This window comes from Rhizobium albus (assembly GCA_030160035.1).
Classification (GTDB): Bacteria; Pseudomonadota; Alphaproteobacteria; order Rhizobiales; family Rhizobiaceae; genus Georhizobium; species Georhizobium albus.
Genome location: BSNO01000001.1, coordinates 1363284 through 1390187, shown reverse-complemented (window position 1 = coordinate 1390187; position 26904 = coordinate 1363284). Strand labels below are relative to the sequence as shown.

Sequence of the window (26904 nt, the reverse complement as noted above, 5' to 3'; positions counted from 1 at the left end):
TGGACAACGGGGCACCGGCTTAACCACAGAGAGGACCATAATGCGCATTCAAAAGTTCATGCTTGCAGCCTCGGCGGCAACCCTCGCCCTGACGATGGGAGCAGCCAGCGCCCAGGAAGTCGTGCGCATCGGCACCGAAGGCGCCTACCCGCCCTTCAACGTGCTCGAAGCTGACGGCACCCTGACCGGCTTCGACATCGACATCGCAAACGCCCTTTGCGAAGAGATGGAAGTCCAGTGCGAATTCGTGACCTCCGACTGGGACGGCATCATCCCCGGTTTGCTCGCTGGCCGTTTCGATGCGATCATCGCATCCATGTCGATCACCGAGGAGCGCAAGCAGCAGGTCGACTTCACCGAGAAGTACTACAACACGCCGCCAGCCATCGCCGTGCCGAACGACAGCGAACTGACCGAAGCGACCGACGAAGCGCTCTCCGGCATCGCGCTCGGCGCGCAGTCCTCCACAACGCATTCGAACTACGCTGAAGAGAAGCTGCCATCGGCTGATCTGCGTCTTTATCCGACTGCCGACGAGTACAAGCTCGACATCGCATCCGGTCGTATCGATGCCGTCATCGACGACGTTATCGTCTTGAGCGAGTGGCTCGATTCCGAAGACGGCGCCTGCTGCAAGCTTCTCGACACGCTGGAAACCGATCCGGTCATCAACGGCGAAGGCGCTGGCATCGCTGTCCGTCCGGGCGAAGATGAGCTTCGCGAGAAGTTCAACGCAGCCATCCTGGCCATCCGCGAAAACGGCACCTACCAGGAAATCAACGACAAGTATTTCGACGTCGACGTCTACGGCAGCTAAGCCCGACGATCATTCGAACTCCATCATGGCCGGCTGGCTCAAAACCGGCCATGATGGCTTTGTGCATCCATCGCGGCATGGATGATGGGGAAACGGGATAGCGGCAATGCTTCAAGCCCTGATGACTTGGCTCGATCCGCTATGCGGCACCCTTGGCATCTTCCGTCTCTTTCCCTCCGACAGCCTGCTTGCCTGTGGCGATACCGGCTGGGGCGACGAGATCGCATCCGGCGTGTTCGTCACCGTGTCCCTTGCACTGGCGACCCTTCCCCTCGGCCTTTTCGCCGGCTTCATGCTGGCACTCGCCAAGCAGAGCAAGGAAAAGTCGTTGCGGCTGGCGGCCGATATCTACACCACGATCTTTCGCGGCCTGCCTGAACTGTTGACGCTGTTCCTCGTCTATTACGGCGCGCAGATCGGCCTGCAAAACCTACTCTCGGCCATGGGATCGTCGACGACGATCGAGATCAACGCCTTTCTGGCCGGCATGGTCGCGCTGGGCCTCGTCTTCTCGGCCTATTCGAGCGAAGTGCTCGTGTCTGCCTTCCACGCCATTCCGAACGGACAATATGAGGCGGGCGCGGCGCTTGGCCTTCGGCGAAGTACGACCATGCGGCGCATCATCATCCCGCAATTGGTGCGCATCGCCCTGCCTGGCCTCGGCAATCTGTGGATGATCCTGTTGAAGGAGACGGCACTCGTTTCCGTCATTGGCCTGGCCGACATCCTGCGCCAGACCGGCATCGCTGCGCGCGTAACGCGCGAGGCCTTCATGTTCTTCGGTCTCGCCTGCCTGATCTACCTCGTCCTCGCCATGCTGTCCTCGATCGTCATCCACTATATCGAGCGGTGGGCCGGTCGTGACGAGGCCCGCACATGAGCGTCATCCAGCGCGTGCTGCCGCCTGAGCCACCTCCGCCTGCATTGGCAGCCGGTTGGTCGGCATCGCGCATCATCGGACACCTCTTCCTGGCGATCTGGATTGCCGGAAGCGTCGCGCTTTTCCTCTTTCTGGTGGGAAGCTACGACAGCCAGAAGATGATCCAGTACGGACCCGGCTATCTCAGCGGCCTTTGGATCACGCTGCAACTGGTCATCATTTCCGTCGTGCTCGGCGCCATCCTGTCCGTGCCGGTCGCTCTTGGACGCATGTCGACGAACAAGGTGTTCGGCGCCCTTGCCTATGTCTACGTCTACTTCTTTCGCGGCACGCCGCTGATCGCGCAGCTCTTCCTGATCTATTACGGTCTTGGCCAGTTCCGCGGGGCTCTCGAGACGGTTGGGCTCTGGACGTTCTTCCGCGAGCCCTGGTATTGCGCCCTCTTCGCCTTCACGCTCAATACCGCCGCGTATCAAGCCGAAATTCTGCGCGGGGCGATCGCGAGCGTTCCCGTTGGCCAGCACGAGGGTGCTGCAGCGCTCGGCCTGCCCCGCAACGTCACCTTCCGCAAGATCATCCTGCCGCAGGCGATGATGGTAGCGCTTCGGCCCTACGGCAACGAGATCATCTTGATGATCAAGGGCTCGGCGATCGTTTCCATCATCACGGTCTTCGATCTGATGGGCGAAACACGGCGCGCCTTCTCACGCACCTTCGACTTCCAGACCTATCTCTGGGCTGCCGTTTTCTATCTTCTGATCGTGGAAGCGCTGCGCAATTTGTGGGCCGTCTTAGAACGGCGCCTCACGCGTCACCTCAAACGTTAACCGCCTGAAAATACGGTATAAAAGAATTTCCTCAAATTGCGCACAACGGTGAAAATGCTTGAAATGCCATGTCTTCTGGGCGATGGATGACTACCGGGATGTTCATGTGATTTGAAAAATCGAGGGACGCGCTTTTACGGACACAGCTTCCCGCTCTTCGGTCACTCTACCTGGCTGTCGAGATCGTTGCCGACTTTTGCCGATCGACTTGTCGTTGCCGGCACTTGATATCGAAAGAAAGCGCGCGTGGCTTCTGCGGAATTCGAGAGATTTGGGGAGCTGTTCAACGCAATCCCCAGCCCTTACATGGTACTCGACCCACAGCTGCGTTACGTCGCGGCAAATCCAGCCTACTGCAAAGCGACCGGCAAGAGCCTGGATGCTCTTCTCGGCAACTGCATTTTCGATATCTTTCCGAATGATGGGCCGGCGGGGCGCGATCTGCGCGATTCGCTGAATCGCGTCTTGCGCAGCGGCAAGGCCGACACGCTGGCGCACATCCATTACGCCATTCCCAATGCCAAAGGCGATGGGTTCGACGATCGCTATTGGACGGCCATCCACTTCCCCATCCATGATGAGGAAGGGACGGTGACACACGTTGTGCAGAACACGGTCGATGTGACGGAGTTGCATCGCCTACGTCGCTCGACCTTCGTCCCGTTCCGAACCGTTGGTCTCGAAACGGCTCTCATCCGTCGTGCGCAGGAGGCCGAAGAAGCACAAAAGGCGCTTCTTGAGGAAAACAACGATTTCCGCCGGCTGTTCAACCAGGCACCAGGCATGATCGCGGTTCTCTCTGGCCCCGAGCATGTGTTCACCTTCGTCAACGAAGCCTACACCCGCTTTGTCGGCCGCCGAAATCTGGTCGGGAAGCCGGTGCGCAAGGCTTTGCCGGAGCTGTCTGGCCAAGGTTTCTACGAAATGCTCGACAGCGTGTATCAGACGCGCGAGCCCATCAGCCGTGAAGCCGCGCGCATCGTGCTGCAGCAGGAAAAAGGCGGACCGGAAAGCGAAGCCTTCCTCGATTTTACCTATCATCCTATCTTCGATAGCGCTGATCAGGTCACCGGTGTCTTCGTCCAGGGGCTGGACCGCACGGAGAGCGTCAAATCGGCGCGCGGCCGCGAGTTGCTGCTCCGCGAACTCAACCACCGCGTCAAGAACCTCTTCTCTGTCGCGATCTCGATGGTCACCATGACGGCGCGCAACGCGTCGACGCCAAAAGAGATGGCCGGAATTCTGACCGGGCGCCTCAGCGCATTGTCCCACGCGCACGGCATGGTCATGAACGATGCCGGGTCCGATGCCGAAGGCGGGCGCATCGCCTTCCACGATCTGGTCGAGCGGATCATGGCGCCACATGTCGACGCCGAAGGTTCGCGGATGAAGATTGAGGGGCCGTCTATCGTCCTCGGCTCGAAGGCCGCGACCAGCATGGCGCTGGTCATCCACGAAATGGCCACCAATGCCGCGAAGTACGGTGCGCTGTCGACATCCGAGGGACGCATCAGCGTCGAATGGGAAACCGATGACGATGCATTCCGTTTGAATTGGAAGGAGACCGGTGGGCCCAAAATCCGATCGACGCCCGAACCCAGCGGTTTCGGGAGCCGGCTCGCCAAGATCAGCGTCGAAGGACAATTGGGCGGCAAGCTGGACTTCGCCTGGCCACCGGAAGGTGCACAGGTTGCGATCGCTTTTCCGCTAAAGAACGCCGCGCTTTAGGCCTGAAGCTGCGCTGGCTTGAGGTTCAGCGAGCAGCTGCGCGCAATTCCGCTGGTGTTACGGCGTCTGCGTCATTGTTGTCGTTGATCACGCCGAGCAGATGGCGCAGGGCGTCTTTGACGCCTGAGACCGTGTAGGGCTTCGATATGATGCCGTATGCGCCGACCAGATCTTCTGGCAAGGCGGCCCGATTGGCCGTGACGAACACAACGAGTGCGTTTGTGTTCTCAACTGCGAAGCGGGCAACATCTACGCCGGTGGGCCCGTCCAGAAGATGGACATCGACCAGGCATAGATCCGGTCGTGAGCGCTGAATGACATCGATCGCTTCGTTCTTCCGGCCGGCTTGGCCGGCAACAGTAAAGCCGACATCCTCGGCGATCATTTCCAGATCCAGCGCCAGCAGCACCTCGTCTTCGATGATGACGATCTTGCGCGGCTTGCGATGATCAATCGCCATGGGAACCCCCGTTCAGCGGCATCGCGAGTTTCACCCCGCAGTGCCCATCCATATCCGTAAATTCGATGCGCGCTTCGAGCTGCCGCTCAATGAGGCGCATCGTCCATCCCTCAATGCCGTCAAAGGCGCGACGGCATCTTGCTTCCGTCAAATCGGCCGACGAGACGTCGATGACGAGCTTCTCATTCTGCGTGCGCGCGCTGATTTCCAACTTGGCGCCGTCGACGATGTCCTCGGTGTTGGACACGAGGCTGCGGACGAACTCGTTGAGCGCGAGCGCCAGCGGGGCCGCTTTACCGATCGGCAGCAGCACCTCTTCCATCCGGTAAGTGGGCTCGGAGTGCCATCGCGGGTGGTTGGTCAGAACCTTGCTCACCAGAATGCGGACGAAGGTGTCGACGCGGAAATAGCCGATCGCTTCCTTGTTGTGCTGGTCCTTATGGGCAAGGCCCAGAGCATCGATGCGCTGATGGAGCCGATTGACCACTTCGCGAGCTTCCGGACCGAGATCGCGGCGAAGTTCAAACCCCAGCAGAGAGTTGATCAACTGAAGATTGTTCTTGACGCGATGATCGAGCTCGTTGATCAGCCGCGAACGCTGCGAAAGGAGCCGCATCAGCTCGCCGGTGCGATCGTCGATCTGCTGCTCGAGCAACGTCTTCGTCTCGCGCAATTCATCGTTCACAGAATGAAGATCGAATTCCGTCTGCTTCTTGTCACTGACATCGAGCTGCGAGCCGAAGAAGAACTTCACTTCGCCTTCGCTGTTTCGGACGGGCGACAGGAACAGCGAATTCCAGAACGGTGTACCGTCCTTGCGGTAGTTCACCAGTTCGACATGAACGTCTTCTTCACGCCTGATCGCTTGCGAAATCCGCTCGACCGCACGACGGCTCGTATCGGGACCCTGGATGAAGCGACAATTGTGCCCGATGATCTCGTCGTGGTCATATCCCGTCAATCGACAGAACGCCTTGTTGGCGAAGATGATCGGGTTGTCCTGTTCCGAGGGTCCCGTGATGATCATGGCCATGCGGGTACCATTGATCGCCGCCGCGAAGGGGTCACCGATGGCGTGCTGACTATAGAGCAGCTGTTCGGCAACCTTAGCGTCGGAGATTTGGCGACCCGTTGGTGGTTTACGCCCGTCGATCAAGCCACAGTGCCTCGATTATAGAAGCGCCCAGGCTTGGCCCACGGCGTCATCTCGAATGATTGCTGGATCAACTCCCGATCCGTGAAAAGAGTTCCATCGGTGCGTCGATATCGGGACACCTAGAGCAGCTTCCATGAAAGTCTCTGAAAGCGTTAAGGAATTATTTGCCATGCGCCTTCGACGGATGGCTCATATTTCGCAGGATCCGTGTCTATCCTCAGCCCTTCCACATCGCTCCACGGCTTGGCCAGATCGCTATAGTGGCGAGAGAAGATGTTGCCGGATTGACCCGTCGTGATCATGAAGGTGGATGCGTCCAGATCGGCAAGATCGTAGATCGCCCGGTAGCTCGACGCGTGGCGGTTCGCGAAGGGGTCGTCCTCGTTTGAAAACACCGTCCTGCCGCGGTCGAGCGTGAATGGCCCACCACCGCTTTCCACTTCGACTTTGAAGATGCGGTCAAGCGGAGAGACCTGGCCAAAAGGCTGGTGCACGCTCACCGCACGGTGTGCTTCGCCCCAGCGCCAGGCACTCCGATCGTCACCATAGCGTCGCTCGATATCGATCAGGGCGCGATCGAGCGCCTGACGCACGATGGTGGCGCAGGTTTCCCTCGCTTCGGTGCCGACATCGTCGCACCAGTCGCGACTGGTATTCCCACCGAGCACGTTGACCATCACGAGGCCGTGCGCCTGGAACCAGCCATCGAAGGCAGGGCCGAGATCATCGGCAAAAATCGCACGCGTCGCCTCGCGAAGCCATGCCATCGCGATGAGCGGCTCGGGGCGCTCACGCGCCATCTGAAAATCCCAATCGGCCAAAAGCGCAAGGACGAAAGGATCGCCCCCGCCTTCACTTTGTGCCATCGACAGCATCATCGGCATCAGCTCGGCGAAAACCGGCGAATAGACGTCGGCTTGCGCTGCGCCCGACAGTTCGACCGTATGCTGGTCTTCGGCATCGACGATGAGTGCATCCACGCGCTGCTGGCGATAGGGCTCGTCCCAGTCGAGCGTCAGCATCTCCGAATAATCGTCACCGACGATCCGCGTGTTGGCCGTTCCGATAGCGCCGACCTGCGGGTTGATCTCGCGCGGTAGCGCCTCGAAATCGACGAAGCCCTGCCAGTCATAGATCGCGTCCCACCCCGGAACGGGTGCACGGCCCATCACGAGATTGTCGGGGTGGCGAACAGGCACGCGGCCGGGTGCAATCAAGCCAATGTCGCCTTGCCGATCTGCAACGACGATCGACTGCATCGGCGTGACGAACCCTTCCATGCCGGCCTGGAAGTCCGAGACCGTCTCAAAATCCCAAAGCGCAAGGCCGATCGATATGGTGGTGTCGTCGCGAGCAAGCGCCGTCCATTGAAGTGCCGCCACATGGTCTGCCGGCAGCAGTCGATCCAGGTTCCGGTAGCTTGGCGGCAGAACCGGACCATGTCTGGTGCTGAGACGTGTGAAACGATGCGGCTCGGCACCGGAAATGACGATCGTCTCTTCGCGGCTGCCAAACAGCGCCCATCCGTCCGGGGTGCGGTAACGATCCGGCTCGCCTGGCCGCACCTGCTCGATGAAGAGGTCCTGAACGTCGGTACCCGTGTTGGTGAAGCCCCAGGCAACGTTATCGTTGCGGCCAAGCAGCACGAGCGGCGCACCGGCAAGGGTTGCACCCACGAGGTTCTGCGCGGCCTCATCGTCGGCGCCGTCTACGCGCAGATGCGCGAGGTACCAGACCGATGGCGCGTTCAGGCCAAGATGCGGATCATTGGCAAGGATCGGAAGGCCTGTATCGGTGCGCTGGCCGGACACGACCCAGTTGTTCGAAGCGCCCTCGCCCGTCATGCCGCCATGCTCGATCAAGCCGAACGGTTGCGGGCCAAGACCCGCTTCGCGCAGCGGTGCGGCGTCGCGTAGCTCCAGCAAATCGATGAGGTCCGGCAGTGCCGGTGCATCAAGCCCCGGGACCAAAGGCATGAGCTCGGCAATCTCTTCGGAGTTCAGGCCCTGGCGGGCAAAAGCGAGGCGGTTGATCTCGTCGCCGATATTGGCTGCGAGGCCAACGGACATCATCTTGACGACGGCGACGCTGTCGGCGGGTGTCCATGGCTCAGGTTGATGGCCGAGCGCCACGAATTCGACTGGAAGGCGCGAGGCAAAGAAGCGGTTGTCGCGCTGCAGCCAGGCATTCACGCCATCCGCATAGCGCTGGAGTGCCTCGCGATCGGCCGCAGGCAAGGCTTCGAGCGAAGCGACCGATGCATCGTAGATGGCGACACTGCGCAGGAAGATATCCGTATTGAGCGTGGTCGAGCCGAACATTTCAGAGAGACGGCCCTGCGCCGCCATGCGCGCCACCTCCATCTGCCACAGCCGATCCTGTGCGTGGGCAACACCCAGCGCTGCGAAGACATCGTTGCGCGCAGTGCCGCGGATGTGCGGAACGCCATTCGCATCCCTCGCAATCGTGACCGGGCCGCTCATGCCCGCCATCTGGATCGTGCCTGCTGCAGGCGGCAGCGAGCGGGCGAGCCACACGACACCGAGGCCAGCGGCGAGAAGCGCCAATGGCAGCACCGCAAATGTCAGTGCAATGAGGACTTTGAGCGCACGCTTCATTGATCTATTTCCGGTTGGCACCTAAGCAGGTTGGCAACGCGTCTGCCGGCTCGGCTTGAATTTGAATGAGGAGAGAACGCAATGGCGAAAGTCGCTTTCATCGGTCTTGGCGTCATGGGCTATCCCATGGCCGGTCACCTGAAGAATCGTGGTGGCCACGACGTCACGGTATATAACCGCAGCGCCGCCAAGGCGGAAAGGTGGGCCGCCGAGTTCAACGGGGCATCGCGGCCGACGCCGGCCGAATGCGCCAAGGATGCCGATTTCGTCTTCAGCTGCGTCGGAAATGACGATGATCTGCGCGCTGTGACCACAGGTCCCGACGGTGCTTTCCATGGTGTCAAAGCCGGCGCGGTCTTCATCGACAACACGACTGCTTCTGCAGAAGTCGCGCGGGAGCTTGCCGCGGTGGCCAACGACAAGGGCTTCGGCTTTCTCGATGCCCCCGTGTCCGGCGGCCAGGCAGGCGCCGAAAACGGCGCGCTGACCGTGATGGTCGGTGGCGACCAGGCGACGTTCGACAAGGCAAAGCCGGTCATCGAATCCTATGCGAAGATGGTTGGTCGCATGGGAGACGTCGGCGCTGGCCAGCTGACCAAGATGGTCAACCAGATCTGCATCGCCGGCCTCGTTCAGGGCCTCTCGGAAGGCCTGCACTTCGGCATGAAGGCAGGGCTCGACATTGCGGCTGTCGTGGACGTCATCTCGAAGGGAGCCGCGGGCTCCTGGCAGATGGAAAACCGCTACAAGACCATGGTGCAGGGTCAGTACGAGCACGGTTTCGCAGTCGACTGGATGCGAAAAGACCTGTCCATTGTGCTCGATGAAGCACGGCGCAACGGCGCGTCTCTGCCGGTCGCAGCCCTCGTCGATCAGTTCTATGCGGAAGTTCAGAAGATGGGCGGCAACCGCTGGGATACATCCTCGCTGTTGGCTCGCCTGGAGAAATAGCGTTTCCACACGATATTGACACGGTATCTGACAAATCGTGTTTACAGGCCGTTAGTAGGGGTATCATACACCAGAAGCAGCCGGGCGGAGAAGTCGCGGCAAACCTGACCACGGATGCTTCTGGTGCTTATCCGATACGATCTCGACACGCTGACCGGAGCACGACCGCAGTTCGAACAGATCGGACTGACCGCGGACGACGTCTGCGACCTGTCCTCCTATTTCCGACGCACCGGTTTCTGGCGCACGGATATCGAGCAGGGGCTCACCTATTGGACGCGCGGCGTCTTCGACATCTTCGGTATGGAATATCGGGATGGGCCCATCTCTCTCACGGAAGCCAATGCGGCCATCCATCCGAATGATCTCAACGCGATGCTCGAGATGGTCGAGCAAGCCACGATCATCCGGGCGCCCTTCCACGCGATCATACGGTTGCGATCGCGCGAGAGCGAATATCGCTTCATCCGCACCGTCGGGAAATACCGTGAGACCGCAGACGGCAAACCGGAATTCGTGGGGATGATCTACGAATTCTTCGAGCCGATCCGGACGCTCGGCATGGCTGCGCCGGTCGACGAGTGACCTCAGGAATCGCTGGAGCGCCCGCCATCCACAACGAGATAATCGAGCGGTAGCTCCGTCGTGTACTTGATCTGCTGCATCGCGAAGCTCGACGATACGTCGCGGATTTCGATGCGCTGGATCAGGCGCTTGTAGAAATTGTCGTAGGCCGCGATGTCGGGCACCACCACGCGCAACAGATAGTCGACATCACCGCTCATCCGGTAGAACTCGACCACTTCCGGAAAATCCACCACCACTTCCGAAAAGCGCTTCAGCCATTCATGACTATGCGCACTCGTCCGGATCGACACGAAGACCGTGACCTGGGCATTGACCTTCGCCGGGTCGAGCAGAGCGACCCGCTTGCGGATGACGCCCTCTTCCTCGAGCTTCTGAATGCGCCGCCAGCAAGGGGTCGTCGACAAGCCCACCTTCTTGGCAAGGTCGGCGACAGCCAGCGTCGAGTCTTCCTGCAGAAGACGGAGGATTTTGCGATCAAGACGATCCATGGACGGACTTCTCTAGAATGGTTTTGCGTGGATGCCCGGACGCAGCCGACCTGATGGAATGCTGTTCCAAGACTTCTCTCATCTGCGCTCTAGCACAGCGCTTCTGCCGCCTCAATGCTCTCGCTGATCGACAGCGTGCTTGAGACGTGCGGCGACCTCTTTTTGCAAATGAGGAACCAGCTTCTCGTCGAACCAGGCATTGCGCGACAGCCACGCATTGTTGCGCCAGGAGGGATGAGGCAGCGGGATGATGCACCGCCCTGCCCGCGCGGTTTCTTCGGCGATCTCCTCCCACGACTGGACGACGTCGTGAAGCGACCGGCCGCGCCACTGCGGCAGATGGTAATCCTGGGCGTACCGGCCGACGGCCAGGACGAGATCGATCTGGGGCATGGTGGCAAAGACCGTGTCATGCCAGTTGGCACGACACTCGCGCCGGGGCGGACGGTCGCCGCCCTTGGCATCTAGCCCAGGAAAGCAGAACCCCATCGGCACGATGGTAAACCGCGCCGGATCATAGAACTCATCCTCACCTACCCCCAGCCATGTGCGCAAGCGATCTCCGGACGGGTCCGTGAAAGGACGACCGGATGCATGGACGCGGGTGCCCGGCGCTTGCCCGCAGATGACGATCCGCGCCGTGGACGACAACACGCACACCGGGCGCGGCTCATGGGGCAGCGGTCTCGCGCGTGGATCCGGACGATCGCGGCAGATGCGGCACGCCGCGATGCGTTCGCCGAGTGCAATCAGGCTGTCATCGTCGGATGTGGCCAATGTGAAACCGTCAGGCGCGCGCGCTCGGACGCGCGCTGACGCGCTCATGCCAGGCGCGCAGATGAGCAAGGTGCTCCGGCATGTCGATCTTCGCCGGTTTCATGAAGCCGACGGAAACCATGGCCGAAATGTCGGCGATGGTGAACCGGTCGCCGGCGATGAAATCGCGGTGCGCGAGCTCACCATCCAGCAAAGCCAGGAATTCGGTGACGCGCGGTCGATTGGCTTCGCCCCATTCCTTCACCTGCGGAACTTCCCAGTCCTTCATCGCGGGATGCAGGTGCCTGAAGACGGCCGCGACGGAATTGAGAAAGTGCAGTTCCACGCGCCGGTTCCACATTTCGACCTGCGCTTCTTCCAGACCGCGGTGGCCGAAAAGGTTGGGCTCAGGATGAAGTGTCTCGATGTAGCGACAGATGGCGACTGACTCCGTCAGCACCGTTCCATCATCAAGCTCCAAAACAGGCAAACGCTGCAAGGGATTAAGTTTGCTGAACGCATCGCTCTTGTGGCCGAGCGCGCCCATATCGACTGGAACACGCTCTATCTCGACGCCTTTTTCAGCCAGGAAGATCGAGACACGCCTCGGGTTTGGCGCCTTGCCACCATCATAAAGCTTCATGAACCGAATTTCCTCCCAGTGCCGCACGAGAGCTTTTCCTCGTGCTTCGAGCTAGGTTCTAGGGGCTCGCCGCGCTAGCCGCAATCGGATGGCGTGTCCGCGCGGCATCTCCGTCGAAGGGTCTTCTTAATAAATTCTCGTTAACCTTCCTGCAAAGAACCGCATGACCAAGACGGACGATGACGATCGCACTCGAGAGCACCGGCGACAAGAATATCGTCGACCGATCACGCCCGCAGCGCAATGCCGGCGTGTCTCAAGCCGTGCGCGCAACCCGTGAACGACTTCAGTTTCGCCAACCGCTGAGCCACCATTTCGCGCGCGAGATGATGCTGCTGCACATCAATTCGCTGCTGCAGGGCGCGGCAGCGATGCCGTTGCTGGTTCTGGCCGCAACGGGCATCAGCATCTATTTCGGCGAATCCTTCGAACTGATCCCTTGGTCGGCACTCACACTGGCCGCCTACGCCATTCTGGTGTTCCTGGCGCGGCGGGCATCAGCGAAAAGCTTCGACCCGGCCACGACGCGAAAGTGGACCATCCGCTTTCTCGTGGCGCATCTGATGATCGGATTGTGCTGGGCGATCTTTGCCTATCAGGATTGTGCGACCTGTTCCGGCCCTTCCTTCTCGTTCTACAAGGGCGTCATCCTGCTCGTTGCCCTCGCCGCCTCCGCGATGGCGACATTCACGCTGAAGCGGGCGATCATCGCGTCTTTCGGTCCACCTGTGATTGCTTTTGGCCTCAGTGCCTATTTGCACGGGAGCCCCTACGATCTCGGCATGGCCGCCGTGCTCGGCGCCGCCTTCTGCTACTTCGTGTTCATTTCGAACCGTCTTTATGTTTCCAACCTGACGCTGCTCTCCTTCCAGTCGGAAAAGGTGGCGTTGATCGCGGAGTTGGAAGTGGCGAACGCCGTATCCGACGAAGCACGCCGCCGCGCTGAAGAGGCAAATCTGGCGAAGTCTCGATTCCTCGCCTCCATGAGCCATGAGCTCCGCACCCCGCTCAACGCCATCCTCGGGTTCTCGGAGGTGATGAGCCAGGAGGTCCTGGGGCCAATGCCGAATCCGACCTACAAGGATTATGCCGCCGACATCCACCGCTCCGGCGAACATCTGCTCAACCTCATCAACGAGATCCTGGACCTGTCGAGGATCGAGGCCGGCCGGTACGATCTGACCGAGGAGGCCCTGTCGCTTGTCGAGATTGCAGAGGACTGCATCGGCATGGTGCAGCTGAAAGCACGCAGCAAGCACATCGACATTCGCGCACAGGTCGAGCCGTCCCTGCCGCTCGTCTGGGTTGATGAACGTGCGATGCGGCAGGTGGTGCTTAACCTGTTGTCGAATGCTGTGAAGTTCACGCCGCAAAACGGCATCGTCACCGTCAAGGTTGGCTGGACGGCCGGTGGCGGCCAGTATCTGTCCGTGGTCGATGACGGCCCAGGCATTCCCGAAGAAGAAATACCGATCGTGCTGTCGGCATTCGGGCAAGGTTCCGTCGCCATCAAAAGCGCTGAACAGGGCACCGGGCTCGGCTTGCCGATCGTTCAGGCTATCCTCGCCAAGCATGGCGGTCAGTTCGTGCTGCGCTCGAAGCTGCGCGAAGGCACGGAAGCGATCGCGATCCTTCCGCCGCGGCGCGTCTTGCAAAGCATTCCGCCCATCGACGACGACAGCATCTACACGACGAAGCAGAAGAAGCCGGTTTTTGCTTGAAAGCTTGGCCGATCAACGGCTCAAGACGCGCTTGTTCTTTACACGACGGCCCACGCGCCCGCATCATGAAGTTCTGACATCCAGCTGATTCGCTTGGACTTCCATGCATTCGACGCCCGCGACTTTCGACCAGATGCGCGAGGGGAGCCTCATCCAGTATGGGGCTCTGCCCTATCGGCTGCGCAAACCCGGCGTCGTCGATTACCTCGTGGTCACGTCACGGGGAACCGGTCGCTGGATTCTCCCCAAGGGCGGTCTCGTCAAAGGCAAAACGGCGGCTCAGTCGGCTGCGCAGGAGGCGCTGGAGGAAGCGGGCGTGCGCGGCAGGCTGCATGGGGAGCCGATCGGCGTCTATCGCACGACGAAACAGCGTCCACGCCCCATCTCGGTGACCGTGCTGCTCTTTGCGCTGCAGGTGGAAGAAATGCTCGAGCGCTGGCCCGAGCAGGGTCAGCGCATCCGCAAATGGGCCAGTTTGGCCGAGTTGAATGAGCTTCTGACCGACGACGGTGCGGCCCAACTCATCGCCAAGTTCGACCGCATTATGCGCATCGACATTTCCGGCCAGTCGACGCGCAACTGACCGGTGCGACCTCTAGCGGTCAGTGCCGCTCGTAGAACGCATTCCCGCCCGCCTCGAGCCGGTAATGCATGTTCTTGTAAGGGAAGGTCAGGCCAGCCATGTGGAAAAACTTGGCGGCGTCCAAGTCCGGATGACGATGGCCGTCGAGGACCTTGTCGGCGGCAGCGACGACATCCGGCACCTTTTCCCGCGGCAGTTCACGAGAAAGCACACCGGGGGCGAACTGGTTCTTCTGACCGACGACCTCGCAGATCGTATCGGGGAACTCATCTGCCTCCACGCGGTTCATGACGACAGTGCCGACGGCAACGAGACCTTCTTCACTGGACCGGTTGGATTCGAAAAAGATCGCGCGTTCCAGGCACTCGCGCTCTTTCTCGCTGTAGGCCACTGGCGCCGATACCGGTGCAATGGAGCCCGTTGCCATTTCGTCGATCGCGTTGCCCGCCACGCAGCCGCTGAGTGACACGACGATTGTGATCCCTGTAATGGCACGCACGCCCAAAGACCGGCCAATTGCCAGCTGATCGCCCATGAAAAACCCTCTTTACGCAAAACTGGGCTCCTGCTGCCGGCCTAATGAGGCGATAGAGTGACAGGGGGCGCAGAAACGCCCTTCGCAAATTTACTTGCGTTTGTTTTCAACTCATGCATACGCTCAAGCTGTTCGGGATGTGCTGACCCGGAGACTGGACTGACGTTCTTTCCCCGTACGTGACTGCTCGACACCGCCGCAGATCGCGGCCTGGCCATCCGCGCGATAGGCGCGCGGCGGTCGGAAACAACCGGGAAAAGGACCCAGTACCATGGCTCAGACGGGCACCGTAAAGTTCTTCAACACTGACAAAGGCTACGGCTTCATCACGCCGGATGGTGGCGCAAAGGACGTTTTCGTCCATATCTCCGCTCTCCAGGCTTCCGGCATCGCGCACCTCAACGAAGGCGACAAGGTCTCCTTCGACACGGAAGCCGATCGCCGCGGCAAGGGCGACAAGGCTGTCAACCTGCAGCAGCTCTAGGCGCTGATACTTTCGGCCGTTCCTTGGAACGGTCCGGCACACATGAAAGGGCGACCCTCGGGTCGCCCTTTTTTGTTTGAGCCATCAACGCCTTCGCGAAGCATCAAACGACAAAGGGCGGCTCGAAAGCCGCCCTTGATTTGATTGGGTCGAAGTTTTTCTGAGTCTCAGCAGGGACCCTGAGCCACGACGCGGAAGCCGGAATTGTCCGCTTCGCAGGCATTGCCGAAGGTCTGGAACTGCGGACCGCGACGGCCGCAGACGGGCGCATATTCGCGGGTGCAGATGCCGGGACCGCCGGGGCGACCGGGTCCGGGACCACCACCCCAGCCGGGGCCAGGTCCACCAGGACCGCCCCAGCCTGGACCAGGCCCGGGTCCTCCGGGGAAGCCGGGGCGCGGTGGCGGGCCAGGCCGGCGACATTCGCCATCGGCCACGATCCGGAAGCCCTGGGCACGCGCCACGCACTGGTTGGGCAAAGTCTCGAGCCGGCCGTTGCGATCGCCGCATACGGGCGCGTAGATCTGGGGACAAACCTGCGGTCCGGGCGGCGGCCCGGGAGGACCGGGCGGGTACGGACGTGGCCCGTCCTCTACGACGACGCAGCCCGACAGGATCGACAGAAGAACAAGCGAAACACCTACCGATTTTGCGGAAAGAAACGACATACAGAGCCTCCTCGCTCGGCGAAGGCGAAGAGACATCTTCGCTCAGCGAGAAATGCTACCGCTGTCCGGTTGTAGGCGCAACAGACCTCACGCAGCCAGACAGCTGTCGAGCCCGTCCATAGCAGCAAACGCTTCGGCGACGACTTCGGGACCTGCCCCAAGCTGGCTGGAACGCTCCGACAGGATTTGCCGGAACCTTCGAGCACCCGGAACACCCTGGAAGAGACCGATCATGTGGCGCGTGACGTGCACCAGCCTCCCGCCTGCCGCCATGTGGCGAGCTGCGTGCTCCATCATTGCGTCCCGCACGTCCGCCCAGTCCACCGGCGCAGAATCCTCGCCATAGATTAGCCGGTCCACGTCAGCCAGTTGAGTCGCATTGTGGTAGGCAGCCCTTCCCATCATGACACCATCGACATGGCGCAGATGCTCGGCGGCCTGATTCAAATCCTGAACGCCGCCATTGATCCCGATGAAAACACGCGGGAATTTCTGCTTGAGCCGATAGACGCGGTCGTAGTCGAGCGGCGGGATATCCCGATTTTCCTTGGGACTAAGCCCCTGCAGCCAGGCCTTGCGGGCGTGCACCCAGAGCGCATCTGCGCCAGCGTCCAGAACGGCCGATGCAAGCGCGTCCAGCGCTTCTTCCGGATCCTGGTCATCGACGCCGATCCGGCATTTCACGGTCACCGGGATCGACACCGCGCTCCGCATCGCCGCGACACCCTTGGCGACGAGTTCAGGCGTCTGCATGAGGCAGGCACCGAAAGTGCCTGACTGGACCCTGTCGGACGGACAGCCGCAGTTTAGGTTGATCTCGTCATAGCCGAATTCGGCGCCGATCCGGGCTGCTTCGGCGAGCTTTTCGGGGTCCGATCCGCCGATCTGAAGCGCGACAGGATGCTCGATTGGATCGAAGCCGAGAAGCCGGTTCCGGTCGCCATGGATGACGGCATCGGCGACGACCATCTCGGTATAGAGCAGGCTCCGCTTCGTCAGCAGCCGATGGAGAAACCGACAATGCCTGTCTGTCCAATCCATCATGGGTGCGACGGCGAAAGTATGCTGGGGGTAGGTCATGGCCTGCCTGGCGGAACTTGGATGGTTGCCGCTTGGTAGCGGCCGCTTTAGTCCCGACATATCGGGTATTAGGACTGCGACGGCAAGTCTGGTGTCAGACGGGAGCGGACGGCTTGATGGTGGCAGCCACAGCAACAAGCGCCCCATCCGCCTGCCCTTCGATGCCGGCGGCGTTGGCCTCGTCCGTATCGATGTGCATCTCGGTGAAGGCGTTTGGTGAAACGCGAACCAGTGTTCCAGACAGCGTCAGGGCGCGATCGCCCTGGCCGACTCGAACATCGACTTCATCGCCATCCTTCAGTCCAAGCCGGGCGGCGTCCGTCGGATTGGTATGGATGTGCCGTGCGGCGATGATGAGCCCGTCGCTGTCGATGGCGCCAGCCGGACCAATGAGCCGAACGACCGGTGTGCCATCGAGCTTGCCACTGTCGCGCACCGGCGGGGCGATGCCGAGCGCGAAGCCATCCGTCCGCGAAATCTCGATCTGGGTTCTGGCACGCAACGGGCCGAGGATTGCGACATTGTCCAGCCGACCGCGCGGTCCTTCTAGCGCCAGGCGTTCCTTGGCGACCCAATGGCCCTGTTGGCGCAGCTGACCAGCCGGGCTCAGGCTGTAACAGTTCCCGAACAGAGCATCGACCGCATCCTGATCGAGATGCACATGGCGGGCGGAGATTGCGACCGGCACGGTCAGGGCGCTGTCCGCTGGCGTTTTGAGCAAGGCGCTGACTTCGCGGGCAATCATCAATTGCTCCGCCGTTTCCGTAACGAGCACCCGCACACGCGAGCCGTGGGCCTGGATCTGCGGCGCGGCTTGATCGGTGAGATCGACATGCTCGTTGCGATCGGTGTCCAGCATGAGCCCGAGAAAACCGAGACCCTCGCAGATGCGCCGGCGCATCGTGGCGGAGTTCTCGCCGATGCCGCCGGTGAACACCAGCGCATCGATCCCGCCCATAGCCGCCGCGTAGGCGCCGACATATTTGCGGGCGCGGTAGGTATAGATTTCGATGGCAAGCTGCGCCGCCGCATCACCCTCTGCGGCCATCTCCTCCACGTCCCGCATGTCGGCGGTCCCGGTGAGGCCCTTCAAGCCGCTTTCTTCATAGAGCGCCTTTTCGACGGCTTCTGCGTCGAGCCCGAGATTACGCTGAAGATACCCGAATATGCCGGGGTCGACATCTCCCGAACGCGTGCCCATGACGAGCCCCTCGAGTGGCGTCATGCCCATGGAGCTGTCGATGCTCTCACCGAGCTGGATGGCGCAGGCGCTCGCACCATTGCCGAGATGAAGGCTGATCACCCTCAGGTCGCGGAGGTTCTCGCCGAGTGCTTCGGCGGCGCGCAACGCGACGTATTTGTGCGATGTTCCATGGAAGCCGAAGCGCCGCAGCCCAGCCTCACGCCACGCGGCCGGCACGGCATAGGTCGTCGCCCTCGGCGGGCTCTTCAGATGGAAGGACGTGTCGAAGACCGCGATCTGCGGTTTGCCCGGCCATGTCGCCCTGGCATGACGTATTCCAGCGAGGCCGCCGGGATTGTGCAAAGGTGCAAGCGGCGCGAGCGCTTCAATGGCTGCGATGACCAATTCGTCGATGATTGCCGGAGCGGCAAACCTTTCGCCTCCATGGGCGATGCGGTGGCCAATGGCGTCGATCGCGCCGAGGTCGAAGCGCTGAAGGATAGCTGGCACGGCCGCGATGGCAGCTTCGAGCGCGGTCGCATCAACGTCTTCTCGGCTTTCCCGGCCATCGACGACAAACTTCAATTCCGCCGAGGACCGGCCGAGCCGATCCACCGTCGCCTTGAGGCGATGGCGGACTGTGGCGCCATCCATGTCAAAGACACCGAACTTGAGGCTGGAACTGCCCGCGTTGAAAACGAGGATGCGCAAGACGGATCAACTCCCCGGGGGCAAACGGTTGTATCCAGTTATTGGATGGCCGCTTTCAGTGGGTCGAGCAGGTCGCGCAGAGGCCACGCAGTTCCACCGTCGTCTTGCGCGGCTTGAAGGCGCGTTCGCGCATCCATGTCCCAAGCCGCGTCTCGATCTCGGCGTCGGAAAACTCCTCCACCTGCCCGCAATTCTCGCAGATCGCGAAACCGATCATGCCGTGGCTCGCGCAATGGGGGTGGGCGCAGGCAATGAAGGAATTGAGACTTTCAAGTCGATGGACGAGGCCGAGTTCCTGCAGCTTGTCGAGTGCGCGATAAACCTGTAGCGGCGCCCGAAAACCCTCGTCGCGAAGCTGGTCGAGGATCGTGTAGGCGCTCAAAGGTCCGTCCGCACTGCTCAGCGCATCGAAGACGAGCTTCTGGTTCTTGGTCAGATCGCTCAGTGGACGTTCGTGAACGTGGCTGGTCATCGACGACCTCCCTCCTGCGGCTGTGGCCCGGATCTGCGAACCACCGGCGCGATCTGGCTGACAAGGAACAGGGCAAGCGCGGCAACCACGATCGACGGTCCCGAAGGCGTATCGAACTGCAACGAACCGAACAAGCCCGAAACGACGGCGACAACGCCGATCAGCGAGGCCATGACCGCCATCATTTCCGGCGTGCCGGAGAAACGTCGCGCGGTCGCTGCGGGGATGATCAGCAACGAGGTGATGAGCAGAATGCCGACGATCTTCATGGCGATCGCGATCAGGAGCGCCATCAGGAGCATGAAGGCGACGCGTGCACGTTCCGGATGCATGCCTTCCGCTTCGGCAAGCTCGGCATTGACCGTCGAAGCCAGCAGTGGGCGCCAGAGCCAGGCGACGCCGGCGAGCACCAGCGCGCCGCCACCCCAGATGAAAGCGATGTCCGTGCGCGAGACTGCGAGGATATCGCCGAAGAGGAAGCCCATCAGGTCGATGCGCACCCAGGTCATGAAGGCGACCATGACGAGGCCAAGCGCCAGCGTCGAATGCGACAGGATCCCGAGCAGCGCATCGGTCGAGAGCGACTGGCGCCGCTGCAGGAGAAGCAACGCAGACGAAACGAGCGCCGCGACGACGAAGACCCCGACCATCAGGTTGATGTCGAAGAGAAACGCGATGGCGACGCCGAGCAGCGCCGAATGCGCCATGGTGTCGCCGAAATAGGCCATGCGCCGCCATACGATGAAGCAGCCGAGCGGACCGACCGTGATGGCCACCCCGATACCGGCAAGCAGCGCGCGGGTGAAAAAGTCATCCAGCATGGTGATGTCCCTTGTGCCCATCCTCATGCTTATGGGCCGTAACCGACGCGCCATCGGCATGATGATGATGCTCGCCGGCATGGTCGTGGTGATGGCCATCATCGGGATGGCAATGGTCCGTGACCGAACCATCGGCATGCTTGACCCGACCGTCGGGCAGATGGGTGTGGTCGTGGTTATGACTGTAGACCGCCAAGGTCGAAGCAGCACGCGCGCCGAACAATTGCAGATACTCCGGGCTCTTTGCCACGATCTCCGGCGCGCCGCGGCAGCACACATGGCCGTTGAGGCAGATGACCGTATCGGTTTCCGCCATCACCACATGCAGATCGTGGGAAATCAGCAGAATGCCGCAGCCGGTCCTATCGCGGATCTGCTTGATCAGGTCGTAAAGCTCGATCTCGCCGGAAAAGTCGACGCCTTGAACCGGCTCGTCGAGAATGAGGAGATCAGGGCGGCGCACCATGGCCCGCGCCATCAGTGCGCGCTGAAACTCGCCGCCCGAGAGATGCTGGACCTCGGCATCGGCCAGGTGAGCAATGCCCACAGCCTCGAGCGCTTGGTCGATTTCGGCGCGAGGCTGGTTTCCGGTCAGCGTCATCAGCCGCCGCACGGACAAGGGCAGCGTCCAGTCGATGGCGAGCTTCTGCGGCACGTAGCCGATGGTCAGATCGGCTTTGCGGGAAACAACGCCCTCGTCCGCCTTCATCAACCCGATGGCAGTCTTGGCCGTGGTCGACTTGCCGGACCCGTTCGGACCGATCAGCGTGACGATCTCACCGGGCGAAATGGTGAAATCGACGCCGCGCACCAACCAGCGCCCGCCGCGCCGGACCCCGACGCCGCTCATCTCCACAAGGTTTGTCCGCTGCACCATCAACCCTTTCGATGCGCCATTTCGGCGCTTGTCACCGCATATGGCACACGTTATAGCGTTACACAAGAAACGTTATATGATTACAATCGACCCAGAAACTGAGGGACAGGCATGAAATCTTCCGCACTCATCGCATCGTCGGCCGCCGCGTTCATGGCAGCGACTGCCCTGACAGCCTCCCCCGCCTTGGCGCTTGACGGTGTCGTTACGTCGATCAAGCCGATCCACTCGCTGGTCGCAGGCGTCATGGAAGGCGTGGACGAACCGGAACTTCTCGTCAAGGGCGCCGCGTCCCCACACACTTATACGCTGCGCCCATCGGATGCAGCCATGCTCCAGGACGCGCCGCTCGTGTTCTGGGTGGGTCCGGGGCTCGAGCCATTCCTCAATCAGCCGCTCGACACGTTGAGCGCCAATGCGCGCGTGGTGACGCTGGAACAGACCGAAGGCATGACGCGACTTGAGTTCCGCGAAGGCGGCGCCTTCGAGGCGCATGATCACGGTGACCATGGCGATGGTCATGCCCATGCCCACGAAGAGCACGCGCACGACGATCACGACCACAGCCATGACGATCATGATCACGGCCATGATGACCACGGCCACAACGAAGACCATCATCACGAGCAGGGCCACGATCACGCCGAGGAAGCAGGCGCTGCGCATGACCATGGCCACGAGGACCACGCGGCTCACGATCATTCCAGCGATGACCATGCCGGGCACGATCATTCCGGCACGGATCCGCATTATTGGCTAGACCCGGAAAATGCCAAGCTGATGGTCGGCGCGATCGAGGCCGCTCTGGCCGATGCCGATCCGGACAACGCCGACACCTATCGCAGCAATGCAGAAGCATTGACGGCACGAATCGACGAGCTGTCGACCGAAATCGCTGCGACCGTCGAACCGGTTGCCGATCGGCCGTTCATCGTCTTCCACGATGCCTATCACTATTTCGAGAACCGGTTCGGTCTCCAGGCTGCCGGCGCGATCACGATCAGCCCGGAAGTGGCGCCGGGTGCGGAACGCATCTCCGAACTGCGCCAGCGCGTCAACGAATTGGATGCCGCCTGCGTCTTCGCCGAGCCGCAATTCGAGCCCCGGATCGTCAACGTCGTGATCGAAGGCACGGATGCGAAGGCCGGCGTGCTGGATCCCGAAGGCGCGGAAATCGCCGATGGGCCGGATCTCTACTTCGAACTGCTCCGCAACATGGCGACGTCTTTCACGACATGTCTCGGCGAAGAAAGCTGATCGCTGCACTTCGTGAAATCTCGACAAAAAAGGCCCCGGCAGCGCTGCCGGGGCCTTTTTTTGATCGAGTTGTTCGCAGTCCGGAAACTATCAGATGATGCCGGCGACGATCGCAACACCCGCAAGCGCCATCACGCCGCCACCGGCGCGCGCTGCGAGCACGCCCTGCGAGCGCGACAGCTTGCCGATGCCAAGGCCAGCAGCGATGCCTGCAGCATGGAGCAGAGCCGTTGCCGCCATGAAGCCGAGGCCATAGGCGAGCCCTGCGCTGTCCTGCGGCATTTCGGTGCCGTGCGCATGACCGTGGAAGATGGCGAAGAAGCCAACGAGAGCCATGGCTGCTGCGACCGGTATCTGGCGACCGAACGCGGCGGCTGCGCCGATGGCGACGATCGACAAGCCGATGCCGAGTTCAACGAGCGGCAGATCGAAGGCGAATGCGCCAAGAACACCGCCGATCGCCATGGCGCCGACAAAGGCTGCGGGGACGAGCCAGAGCGGGCGGTTGGCGCTGGTCCGCTCAGCAACCAGATACGCCAGGAAGCCGACGGCGATCATGGCAAGCAGGTGATCCAGGCCCCCCAGCGGGTGCATGAAACCATAGGCGAAGCTTGCATTGTCATGGCCGCCATGACCGGGATGGGCAAAGGCCGCCCCGGTCGAAAGCGCGAAGGCTGCAAGTGTGGTCAGTATGCGCATATCAAATCCTTTCGGGGCCCTCCGCCCCATCTTTGGGTCGTATCTGCGGCTTTGCCGCGTGGCTGACGGCCGGTCTCCTGGCTCGGGACCAATCCCCTCCGCCTTCCCGATGCAAGAAGCGCACCAGTGGCATGATGGAGGGGCGTCGTCCCTGACAGTCGCGGGGGCGGCGCCGGCTTTTCACCGGCTTCCCGTTTCACCTTGAAGATCAAGGCACCGTCGCAACGATTGGTGACAGCGGCCGCGACAAAACACAACCGCTGCCGATGCTCATTTCTTGAGCAAAAGCCGACGCTTCACTTCTTTTTCCGTGCAGGCCCTTTGCGCTCTGCCGATGCGGCCCAGAGATTGATGTCGGCCTCACGGGCGTAGCTGTCGATTTCGGCCAGTTCGGCGTCGGTGAAATCGAGATTGGCGAGCGCACCGACGCAATCTTCCACCTGCGACACGCGGCTGGCACCGATGAGCGCCGAGGTGACGCGGCCACGGCGCAGAACCCAGGCAATGGCCATTTGCGCCAGCGTCTGGCCGCGTTTCTCGGCGATCTCGTTCAGCGCGCGGATATTGGCGAGGTTGTTGTCGTTGAGGAACTCCGGCATCAGGGATTTGCCCTGGCTGGCGCGGCTGTCTTCCGGCACGCCCTGCAGATACTTGGTCGTGAGCATGCCCTGGGCGAGCGGCGAGAAGACGATCGAGCCGATGCCGAGATCGTCGAGCGCATCGAGAAGGCCGTCATCTTCGACCCAGCGGTTGAGCATCGAATAGCTCGGCTGGTGGATGAGACACGGCGTGCCGAGGTCCTTGAGGATCGCCGCAGCTTCCCGCGTCCGCTGGGCGTTGTAGGACGAGATGCCCGCATAAAGGGCCTTGCCCGAACGCACGATCTGGTCGAGCGCCATCATCGTTTCTTCAAGCGGCGTCTCCGGATCGAAGCGGTGCGAATAGAAGATGTCGACATAGTCGAGACCCATCCGCTTCAGGCTCTGGTCGCAGGAGGCAATCACGTATTTGCGGCTGCCCCACTCGCCATAGGGCCCCGGCCACATGTCGTAGCCGGCCTTGGAGGAGATGATGAGCTGATCGCGGTAGCCGGCAAAATCGGTACGCAAGATTTCGCCAAAGGCCGTTTCGGCCGATCCGGGCGGCGGGCCGTAATTGTTGGCGAGGTCGAAATGGGTGATGCCCAGATCGAAGGCGCGGCGGCAAATGTCGCGCTTGGTCTGATGGGGCGTGTCGTCGCCGAAATTGTGCCAGAGACCGAGGGAGATCGCGGGAAGCCTCAATCCGCTGCGGCCGCAACGGTTGTAGCGCATCGTTTCGTAACGGTTTTCAGCCGGCTGCCATGCCATGGCGCAATCTCCCTTCATGCGTTGGAGCGCGAGGGATAGGCGCTCCAACGTTAAAACGGAAGAGACTTCAGGCCTTGTTCCGCGCAGCCTCGCGGATCAGCGCAGACAGCGTCTCGCCATCGCCTATGGCGTTCGCCATCAGGAGGATGAGCCGTGCATTGAAGCGCTGTGCTTCTTCGTTGGAGAGAGCGCGTTGCGCCGTCATGAGCTCGGCATAGAACCGATCGCCGGCGGGGCCCAGCCGGTCTTGCAGGATGTCGGTCATCGGCCGCCTCCAAGCGCCCGTTGGTGTGCAGTGGCAATGTCGTCGGCGCTGGGGGCGACGAACGCTGCCGCGATGTGCTGGTCCGGCCGAACGAGATAGGTGAAACCCTGACCGAGCCGCTTAAGCGCATGACCGTCCAGATCGATGAGGCAGTCGTCGCTGGTCGAAGCATCGGCCGCAATCTGGATCGTCGGCAGGCCATGCGACATTGGCCGGTCACGTTCCGTGGTCAGCAGGCAGAATTCGCCGCCGATCTCGTTCACCAGCCAGGTCGAGCGGTTGCCCTTGAGCAACGGCGCATCGGGCAGAACAGTGCCCGGTTTGACGGGTGCGCCGGCGTCGCACGGCGTCTGCAGCGACAGCCCTTCCAGCGAACAGGGCAGCGACAGCCGGCCAGAATTGACGAGACGCCGGGCAAAGGGCGCGTCGGCCGCAAGCCGAAGGACCTCATCGCGGAAGATGCGCTCCATCTCCGTCTTCGGGGTCATGAAATTGGTCGCGTTGGCGGAATGCCCAATGTTTTCGTCGGCGCCGTGGACACGCTCTTCGTTGTAGCTCTCGATCAACGCCTCCGAAGCCTTGCCCTGGATGACCGCCGCAAGCTTCCAGCCGAGATTGTCGACGTCGTGCATGCCGCCATTGCCGCCGCGCGCTCCGAAGGGTGACACCACATGCGCGCTATCGCCGACGAAGACGACACGGCCATGCACGAACCGATCGAGCCGGCGGCACTGGAAAGTGTAGACGGAGACCCAGTCGAGTTCGAACGGCCTGTCGCCGACGATGGCGCGGATGCGCGGAAGCACCTTCTCCGATTGCTTCTCTTCGACGGGATCGGCATCCCAGCTAAGTTGAAGGTCGATGCGGTAGATGTTGTCGGGCTGCTTGTGGAGAAGCGCCGATTGCCCCTCGTGAAACGGAGGCTCGAACCAGAAATGCCGCTCGGCCGCGCCGGAAGCAAAGAGGTCGTCGTCCATGCGAATGTCGGCGATGAGGAAGCGCTCTTCGAACAGCCGGCCGCTGAATTCCAGTCCCATCATGTCGCGCAGCGCGGATCTCGACCCATCGCAAGCCATCAGCCAGTCTGCGGTCAGGTCGTAGGCGCCGAATGGCGTCTCTACCGAAAGACGCGCGCCATCGCCCTGCTGGCGCAGCGCCACGACCTTGTTGCGGAAGCGCAAATCGATCAGATCCGGGAAGTCGCGGGACCGGTCGACGAGATACTGCTCGACGTAATATTGCTGGAGGTTGATGAATGCCGGCATCTTGTGCCCGGCTTCAGGTAGCAGATCGAAATTGTAGACCTCGCGGTTGCGGTGGAACAAGCGGCCGACCTTCCAGGTGACGCCCTTCGCCAGCATGCGATCGGCAACACCGAGACGGTCGAAGATTTCGAGCGACCGCTTCGCCCAGCAGATGGCCCGCGAACCGACCGACACAACGTCGTTGTCGTCGAGCACGACCGAAGCCACGCCCTTCAGCGCGAGATCGATCGCGAGAGCCAGACCGATCGGCCCTGCCCCGACGATGACGACCGGGTACCGCTCGGGCACCGCCCCGCCTGCAAGCTCCGGCGGACAAGTGACTTCGAACGGCGTGTGGGTGAAGCTCGGCATCAGGCTTCCTTGCGGAAATAGCGGGTATGGCCTAAATTATGGCCATAATTCTTGGAGCTCGCCATGAACGTCACCGTTGCGGAAATGAAGGCGAATTTGTCCGAAATCCTGCGCAAGGCAGCCGCCGGCGAAGACATCGTCGTGACGCGGCATGGCAAACCGTACGTGAAGGTCAGCGCGGAGAAGCCGGTGGAACGACTGCCGAGGATCGGTGCGTTCAAGGGACAATTCAAAATCGCAGAAGATTTCGATGTGCTTGGTCCCGAATGGGACGAGTATATCAAGTGACCGCCTATCTGGCGGATACGCATGTCCTGATCTGGGCGCTTGATGGATCGGATGAGCTGTCCGAACAGCATACGGCGATCCTGAATTCCGACGCGCTGATCTTCGTCAGCATCGCTTCGCTTTGGGAAATCGCGATCAAGACTGCACTGGGAAAGCTTGAGGCGCCGCCAAAGCTGAACGAAAAGATCGAGAGCGCCGGCTTCTCCATTCTGCCGATCGAGCTGGCGCACATCGACGCTCTGAAAGACCTGCCGCAGCATCATCGCGATCCCTTCGATCGGCTTCTCATCGCCCAGGCAAAGACAGTTGGCTTGACCATTCTGACGGCAGACAGGCAGCTCAAGCGATATACGGTGGATATCGCTTGAAGCCGGGCAACGGTC

General features: G+C 61.5%; 28 protein-coding genes, 1 pseudogene and 1 riboswitch. Of the genes and pseudogenes, 12 read left to right on the top strand and 17 right to left on the bottom strand.

What is annotated here, in order from left to right:
* The first annotated feature begins 40 nt into the window (after positions 1-40).
* The 4 genes from QQL76_RS06705 (at position 41) to QQL76_RS06690 (ending at position 4252) form a co-directional block, all read left to right on the top strand.
* Positions 41-817, top strand: a complete 777-nt coding sequence (locus QQL76_RS06705) for an ABC transporter substrate-binding protein (RefSeq protein ID WP_499206909.1) — start codon at positions 41-43, stop codon at positions 815-817.
* Positions 818-923: 106 nt separating this feature from the next.
* Positions 924-1697, top strand: coding sequence for an ABC transporter permease (locus tag QQL76_RS06700; protein ID WP_499206908.1), 774 nt, complete (start codon positions 924-926; stop codon positions 1695-1697).
* Positions 1694-2524, top strand: a complete 831-nt coding sequence (locus tag QQL76_RS06695) for an ABC transporter permease (protein WP_499206907.1) — start codon at positions 1694-1696, stop codon at positions 2522-2524. Before QQL76_RS06700 ends, QQL76_RS06695 begins: the two co-directional genes overlap by 4 nt.
* Before the next feature lie 246 nt (positions 2525-2770).
* Positions 2771-4252: a sensor histidine kinase gene (locus QQL76_RS06690; protein WP_499206906.1), complete on the top strand. Its 1482-nt coding sequence runs from the start codon at positions 2771-2773 to the stop codon at positions 4250-4252.
* A 25-nt stretch (positions 4253-4277) separates the two neighbouring features.
* On the opposite strand, the gene QQL76_RS06685 is transcribed toward QQL76_RS06690, so the two are convergent.
* From QQL76_RS06685 to QQL76_RS06675, 3 genes are all read right to left on the bottom strand, one after another.
* A complete protein-coding gene (locus QQL76_RS06685) occupies positions 4278-4712 on the bottom strand; it encodes a response regulator (protein WP_499206905.1) in 435 nt (144 codons plus the stop codon).
* On the bottom strand, positions 4702-5868 hold the full coding sequence (locus tag QQL76_RS06680; RefSeq protein ID WP_499206904.1) for a PAS domain-containing protein: 1167 nt from the start codon (positions 5866-5868) through the stop codon (positions 4702-4704). The genes QQL76_RS06685 and QQL76_RS06680 overlap by 11 nt, the downstream gene beginning before the upstream one ends.
* 152 nt (positions 5869-6020) lie before the next feature.
* Positions 6021-8486, bottom strand: coding sequence for a penicillin acylase family protein (locus tag QQL76_RS06675; RefSeq protein ID WP_499206903.1), 2466 nt, complete (start codon positions 8484-8486; stop codon positions 6021-6023).
* Between the two features lie 81 nt (positions 8487-8567).
* Here QQL76_RS06675 and QQL76_RS06670 point away from each other — a divergent pair, with 81 nt between their 5' ends.
* Both QQL76_RS06670 and QQL76_RS06665 read left to right on the top strand, forming a co-directional pair.
* Positions 8568-9437, top strand: coding sequence for an NAD(P)-dependent oxidoreductase (locus QQL76_RS06670; protein WP_499206902.1), 870 nt, complete (start codon positions 8568-8570; stop codon positions 9435-9437).
* Between the two features lie 123 nt (positions 9438-9560).
* Complete coding sequence (locus QQL76_RS06665; protein WP_499206901.1) at positions 9561-10022, top strand: PAS domain-containing protein; 462 nt, start codon at positions 9561-9563, stop codon at positions 10020-10022.
* Positions 10023-10024: 2 nt separating this feature from the next.
* Here QQL76_RS06665 and QQL76_RS06660 read toward each other — a convergent pair whose 3' ends face one another.
* The 3 genes from QQL76_RS06660 to QQL76_RS06650 form a co-directional block, all read right to left on the bottom strand.
* The gene (locus tag QQL76_RS06660) at positions 10025-10513 is read right to left on the bottom strand and encodes an Lrp/AsnC family transcriptional regulator (protein ID WP_126009986.1); all 489 of its coding nucleotides are present in this window, start codon (positions 10511-10513) and stop codon (positions 10025-10027) included.
* Positions 10514-10624: 111 nt separating this feature from the next.
* A complete protein-coding gene (locus QQL76_RS06655) occupies positions 10625-11338 on the bottom strand; it encodes a uracil-DNA glycosylase family protein (RefSeq protein ID WP_499206900.1) in 714 nt (237 codons plus the stop codon).
* Entirely contained in the window at positions 11301-11912 is a 612-nt protein-coding gene (locus QQL76_RS06650) for a glutathione S-transferase family protein (RefSeq protein ID WP_499206899.1), read from the bottom strand. Before QQL76_RS06650 ends, QQL76_RS06655 begins: the two co-directional genes overlap by 38 nt.
* A 179-nt stretch (positions 11913-12091) precedes the next feature.
* On the opposite strand from QQL76_RS06650, the gene QQL76_RS06645 reads away from it, so the two are divergent.
* Positions 12092-13633 (top strand): sensor histidine kinase, encoded by a 1542-nt coding sequence (locus QQL76_RS06645; RefSeq protein WP_499206898.1) that lies wholly within the window; start codon positions 12092-12094, stop codon positions 13631-13633.
* A 103-nt stretch (positions 13634-13736) separates the two neighbouring features.
* A complete protein-coding gene (locus tag QQL76_RS06640; RefSeq protein ID WP_499206897.1) occupies positions 13737-14216 on the top strand; it encodes an NUDIX hydrolase in 480 nt (159 codons plus the stop codon).
* A gap of 25 nt (positions 14217-14241) precedes the next feature.
* Here the strand turns inward: QQL76_RS06640 and QQL76_RS06635 are convergent.
* Positions 14242-14643, bottom strand: a pseudogene (locus tag QQL76_RS06635) (cell wall hydrolase); the annotation flags it as partial.
* A 379-nt stretch (positions 14644-15022) separates the two neighbouring features.
* On the opposite strand from QQL76_RS06635, the gene QQL76_RS06630 reads away from it, so the two are divergent.
* Positions 15023-15235, top strand: a complete 213-nt coding sequence (locus tag QQL76_RS06630; protein ID WP_126009980.1) for a cold-shock protein — start codon at positions 15023-15025, stop codon at positions 15233-15235.
* 167 nt (positions 15236-15402) lie between these two features.
* On the opposite strand, the gene QQL76_RS06625 is transcribed toward QQL76_RS06630, so the two are convergent.
* The 6 genes from QQL76_RS06625 to QQL76_RS06600 form a co-directional block, all read right to left on the bottom strand.
* Positions 15403-15903, bottom strand: a complete 501-nt coding sequence (locus QQL76_RS06625) for a Kazal-type serine protease inhibitor domain-containing protein (protein WP_404861597.1) — start codon at positions 15901-15903, stop codon at positions 15403-15405.
* An 87-nt stretch (positions 15904-15990) separates the two neighbouring features.
* Entirely contained in the window at positions 15991-16983 is a 993-nt protein-coding gene (gene dusA / locus QQL76_RS06620; protein WP_499206896.1) for a tRNA-dihydrouridine(20/20a) synthase DusA, read from the bottom strand.
* 94 nt (positions 16984-17077) lie between these two features.
* Positions 17078-18877, bottom strand: coding sequence for an acetate/propionate family kinase (locus QQL76_RS06615; protein ID WP_499206895.1), 1800 nt, complete (start codon positions 18875-18877; stop codon positions 17078-17080).
* A gap of 55 nt (positions 18878-18932) precedes the next feature.
* The gene (locus QQL76_RS06610) at positions 18933-19349 is read right to left on the bottom strand and encodes a Fur family transcriptional regulator (protein WP_404861594.1); all 417 of its coding nucleotides are present in this window, start codon (positions 19347-19349) and stop codon (positions 18933-18935) included.
* Entirely contained in the window at positions 19346-20170 is an 825-nt protein-coding gene (locus QQL76_RS06605; protein ID WP_499206894.1) for an ABC transporter permease, read from the bottom strand. Before QQL76_RS06605 ends, QQL76_RS06610 begins: the two co-directional genes overlap by 4 nt.
* Positions 20160-21047, bottom strand: coding sequence for an ATP-binding cassette domain-containing protein (locus QQL76_RS06600; RefSeq protein WP_499206893.1), 888 nt, complete (start codon positions 21045-21047; stop codon positions 20160-20162). Before QQL76_RS06600 ends, QQL76_RS06605 begins: the two co-directional genes overlap by 11 nt.
* Before the next feature lie 111 nt (positions 21048-21158).
* Here QQL76_RS06600 and QQL76_RS06595 point away from each other — a divergent pair, with 111 nt between their 5' ends.
* Positions 21159-22304 (top strand): zinc ABC transporter substrate-binding protein, encoded by a 1146-nt coding sequence (locus QQL76_RS06595; RefSeq protein WP_499206892.1) that lies wholly within the window; start codon positions 21159-21161, stop codon positions 22302-22304.
* Positions 22305-22394: 90 nt separating this feature from the next.
* Here the strand turns inward: QQL76_RS06595 and QQL76_RS06590 are convergent, their stop codons facing one another.
* From QQL76_RS06590 to QQL76_RS06575, 4 genes are all read right to left on the bottom strand, one after another.
* Complete coding sequence (locus QQL76_RS06590; RefSeq protein WP_499206891.1) at positions 22395-23003, bottom strand: HupE/UreJ family protein; 609 nt, start codon at positions 23001-23003, stop codon at positions 22395-22397.
* Between the two features lie 49 nt (positions 23004-23052).
* Positions 23053-23239: riboswitch (cobalamin riboswitch) on the bottom strand.
* A gap of 60 nt (positions 23240-23299) precedes the next feature.
* On the bottom strand, positions 23300-24352 hold the full coding sequence (gene mgrA, locus QQL76_RS06585; protein WP_499206890.1) for an aldo-keto reductase family protein: 1053 nt from the start codon (positions 24350-24352) through the stop codon (positions 23300-23302).
* Positions 24353-24419: 67 nt separating this feature from the next.
* Complete coding sequence (locus QQL76_RS06580; RefSeq protein WP_499206889.1) at positions 24420-24617, bottom strand: DUF2783 domain-containing protein; 198 nt, start codon at positions 24615-24617, stop codon at positions 24420-24422.
* Positions 24614-26233 (bottom strand): FAD-dependent oxidoreductase, encoded by a 1620-nt coding sequence (locus tag QQL76_RS06575; protein WP_499206888.1) that lies wholly within the window; start codon positions 26231-26233, stop codon positions 24614-24616. The genes QQL76_RS06580 and QQL76_RS06575 overlap by 4 nt, the downstream gene beginning before the upstream one ends.
* Positions 26234-26296: 63 nt before the next feature.
* Between QQL76_RS06575 and QQL76_RS06570 the strand changes: the two genes are divergently transcribed.
* Positions 26297-26521: a type II toxin-antitoxin system Phd/YefM family antitoxin gene (locus QQL76_RS06570; protein ID WP_126009968.1), complete on the top strand. Its 225-nt coding sequence runs from the start codon at positions 26297-26299 to the stop codon at positions 26519-26521.
* Complete coding sequence (locus tag QQL76_RS06565) at positions 26518-26889, top strand: type II toxin-antitoxin system VapC family toxin (RefSeq protein ID WP_499206887.1); 372 nt, start codon at positions 26518-26520, stop codon at positions 26887-26889. Before QQL76_RS06570 ends, QQL76_RS06565 begins: the two co-directional genes overlap by 4 nt.
* The last annotated feature ends 15 nt before the right edge of the window (positions 26890-26904 follow it).

What these genes read in the sequence shown, in the direction of transcription:
- QQL76_RS06705 (WP_499206909.1), top strand. Translation starts at nt 41, where the DNA reads ATGCGCATTCAAAAGTTCATGCTTGCAGCCTCGGCGGCAACCCTCGCC.
- QQL76_RS06700 (WP_499206908.1), top strand. Translation starts at nt 924, where the DNA reads ATGCTTCAAGCCCTGATGACTTGGCTCGATCCGCTATGCGGCACCCTT.
- QQL76_RS06695 (WP_499206907.1), top strand. Translation starts at nt 1,694, where the DNA reads ATGAGCGTCATCCAGCGCGTGCTGCCGCCTGAGCCACCTCCGCCTGCA.
- QQL76_RS06685 (WP_499206905.1), bottom strand. Translation starts at nt 4,712, where the DNA reads ATGGCGATTGATCATCGCAAGCCGCGCAAGATCGTCATCATCGAAGAC.
- QQL76_RS06675 (WP_499206903.1), bottom strand. Translation starts at nt 8,486, where the DNA reads ATGAAGCGTGCGCTCAAAGTCCTCATTGCACTGACATTTGCGGTGCTG.
- QQL76_RS06670 (WP_499206902.1), top strand. Translation starts at nt 8,568, where the DNA reads ATGGCGAAAGTCGCTTTCATCGGTCTTGGCGTCATGGGCTATCCCATG.
- QQL76_RS06660 (WP_126009986.1), bottom strand. Translation starts at nt 10,513, where the DNA reads ATGGATCGTCTTGATCGCAAAATCCTCCGTCTTCTGCAGGAAGACTCG.
- QQL76_RS06655 (WP_499206900.1), bottom strand. Translation starts at nt 11,338, where the DNA reads ATGAGCGCGTCAGCGCGCGTCCGAGCGCGCGCGCCTGACGGTTTCACA.
- QQL76_RS06650 (WP_499206899.1), bottom strand. Translation starts at nt 11,912, where the DNA reads ATGAAGCTTTATGATGGTGGCAAGGCGCCAAACCCGAGGCGTGTCTCG.
- QQL76_RS06645 (WP_499206898.1), top strand. Translation starts at nt 12,092, where the DNA reads ATGACGATCGCACTCGAGAGCACCGGCGACAAGAATATCGTCGACCGA.
- QQL76_RS06640 (WP_499206897.1), top strand. Translation starts at nt 13,737, where the DNA reads ATGCATTCGACGCCCGCGACTTTCGACCAGATGCGCGAGGGGAGCCTC.
- QQL76_RS06630 (WP_126009980.1), top strand. Translation starts at nt 15,023, where the DNA reads ATGGCTCAGACGGGCACCGTAAAGTTCTTCAACACTGACAAAGGCTAC.
- QQL76_RS06625 (WP_404861597.1), bottom strand. Translation starts at nt 15,903, where the DNA reads ATGTCGTTTCTTTCCGCAAAATCGGTAGGTGTTTCGCTTGTTCTTCTG.
- dusA (WP_499206896.1), bottom strand. Translation starts at nt 16,983, where the DNA reads ATGACCTACCCCCAGCATACTTTCGCCGTCGCACCCATGATGGATTGG.
- QQL76_RS06610 (WP_404861594.1), bottom strand. Translation starts at nt 19,349, where the DNA reads ATGACCAGCCACGTTCACGAACGTCCACTGAGCGATCTGACCAAGAAC.
- QQL76_RS06605 (WP_499206894.1), bottom strand. Translation starts at nt 20,170, where the DNA reads ATGCTGGATGACTTTTTCACCCGCGCGCTGCTTGCCGGTATCGGGGTG.
- QQL76_RS06600 (WP_499206893.1), bottom strand. Translation starts at nt 21,047, where the DNA reads ATGGTGCAGCGGACAAACCTTGTGGAGATGAGCGGCGTCGGGGTCCGG.
- QQL76_RS06595 (WP_499206892.1), top strand. Translation starts at nt 21,159, where the DNA reads ATGAAATCTTCCGCACTCATCGCATCGTCGGCCGCCGCGTTCATGGCA.
- QQL76_RS06590 (WP_499206891.1), bottom strand. Translation starts at nt 23,003, where the DNA reads ATGCGCATACTGACCACACTTGCAGCCTTCGCGCTTTCGACCGGGGCG.
- mgrA (WP_499206890.1), bottom strand. Translation starts at nt 24,352, where the DNA reads ATGGCATGGCAGCCGGCTGAAAACCGTTACGAAACGATGCGCTACAAC.
- QQL76_RS06580 (WP_499206889.1), bottom strand. Translation starts at nt 24,617, where the DNA reads ATGACCGACATCCTGCAAGACCGGCTGGGCCCCGCCGGCGATCGGTTC.
- QQL76_RS06575 (WP_499206888.1), bottom strand. Translation starts at nt 26,233, where the DNA reads ATGCCGAGCTTCACCCACACGCCGTTCGAAGTCACTTGTCCGCCGGAG.
- QQL76_RS06570 (WP_126009968.1), top strand. Translation starts at nt 26,297, where the DNA reads ATGAACGTCACCGTTGCGGAAATGAAGGCGAATTTGTCCGAAATCCTG.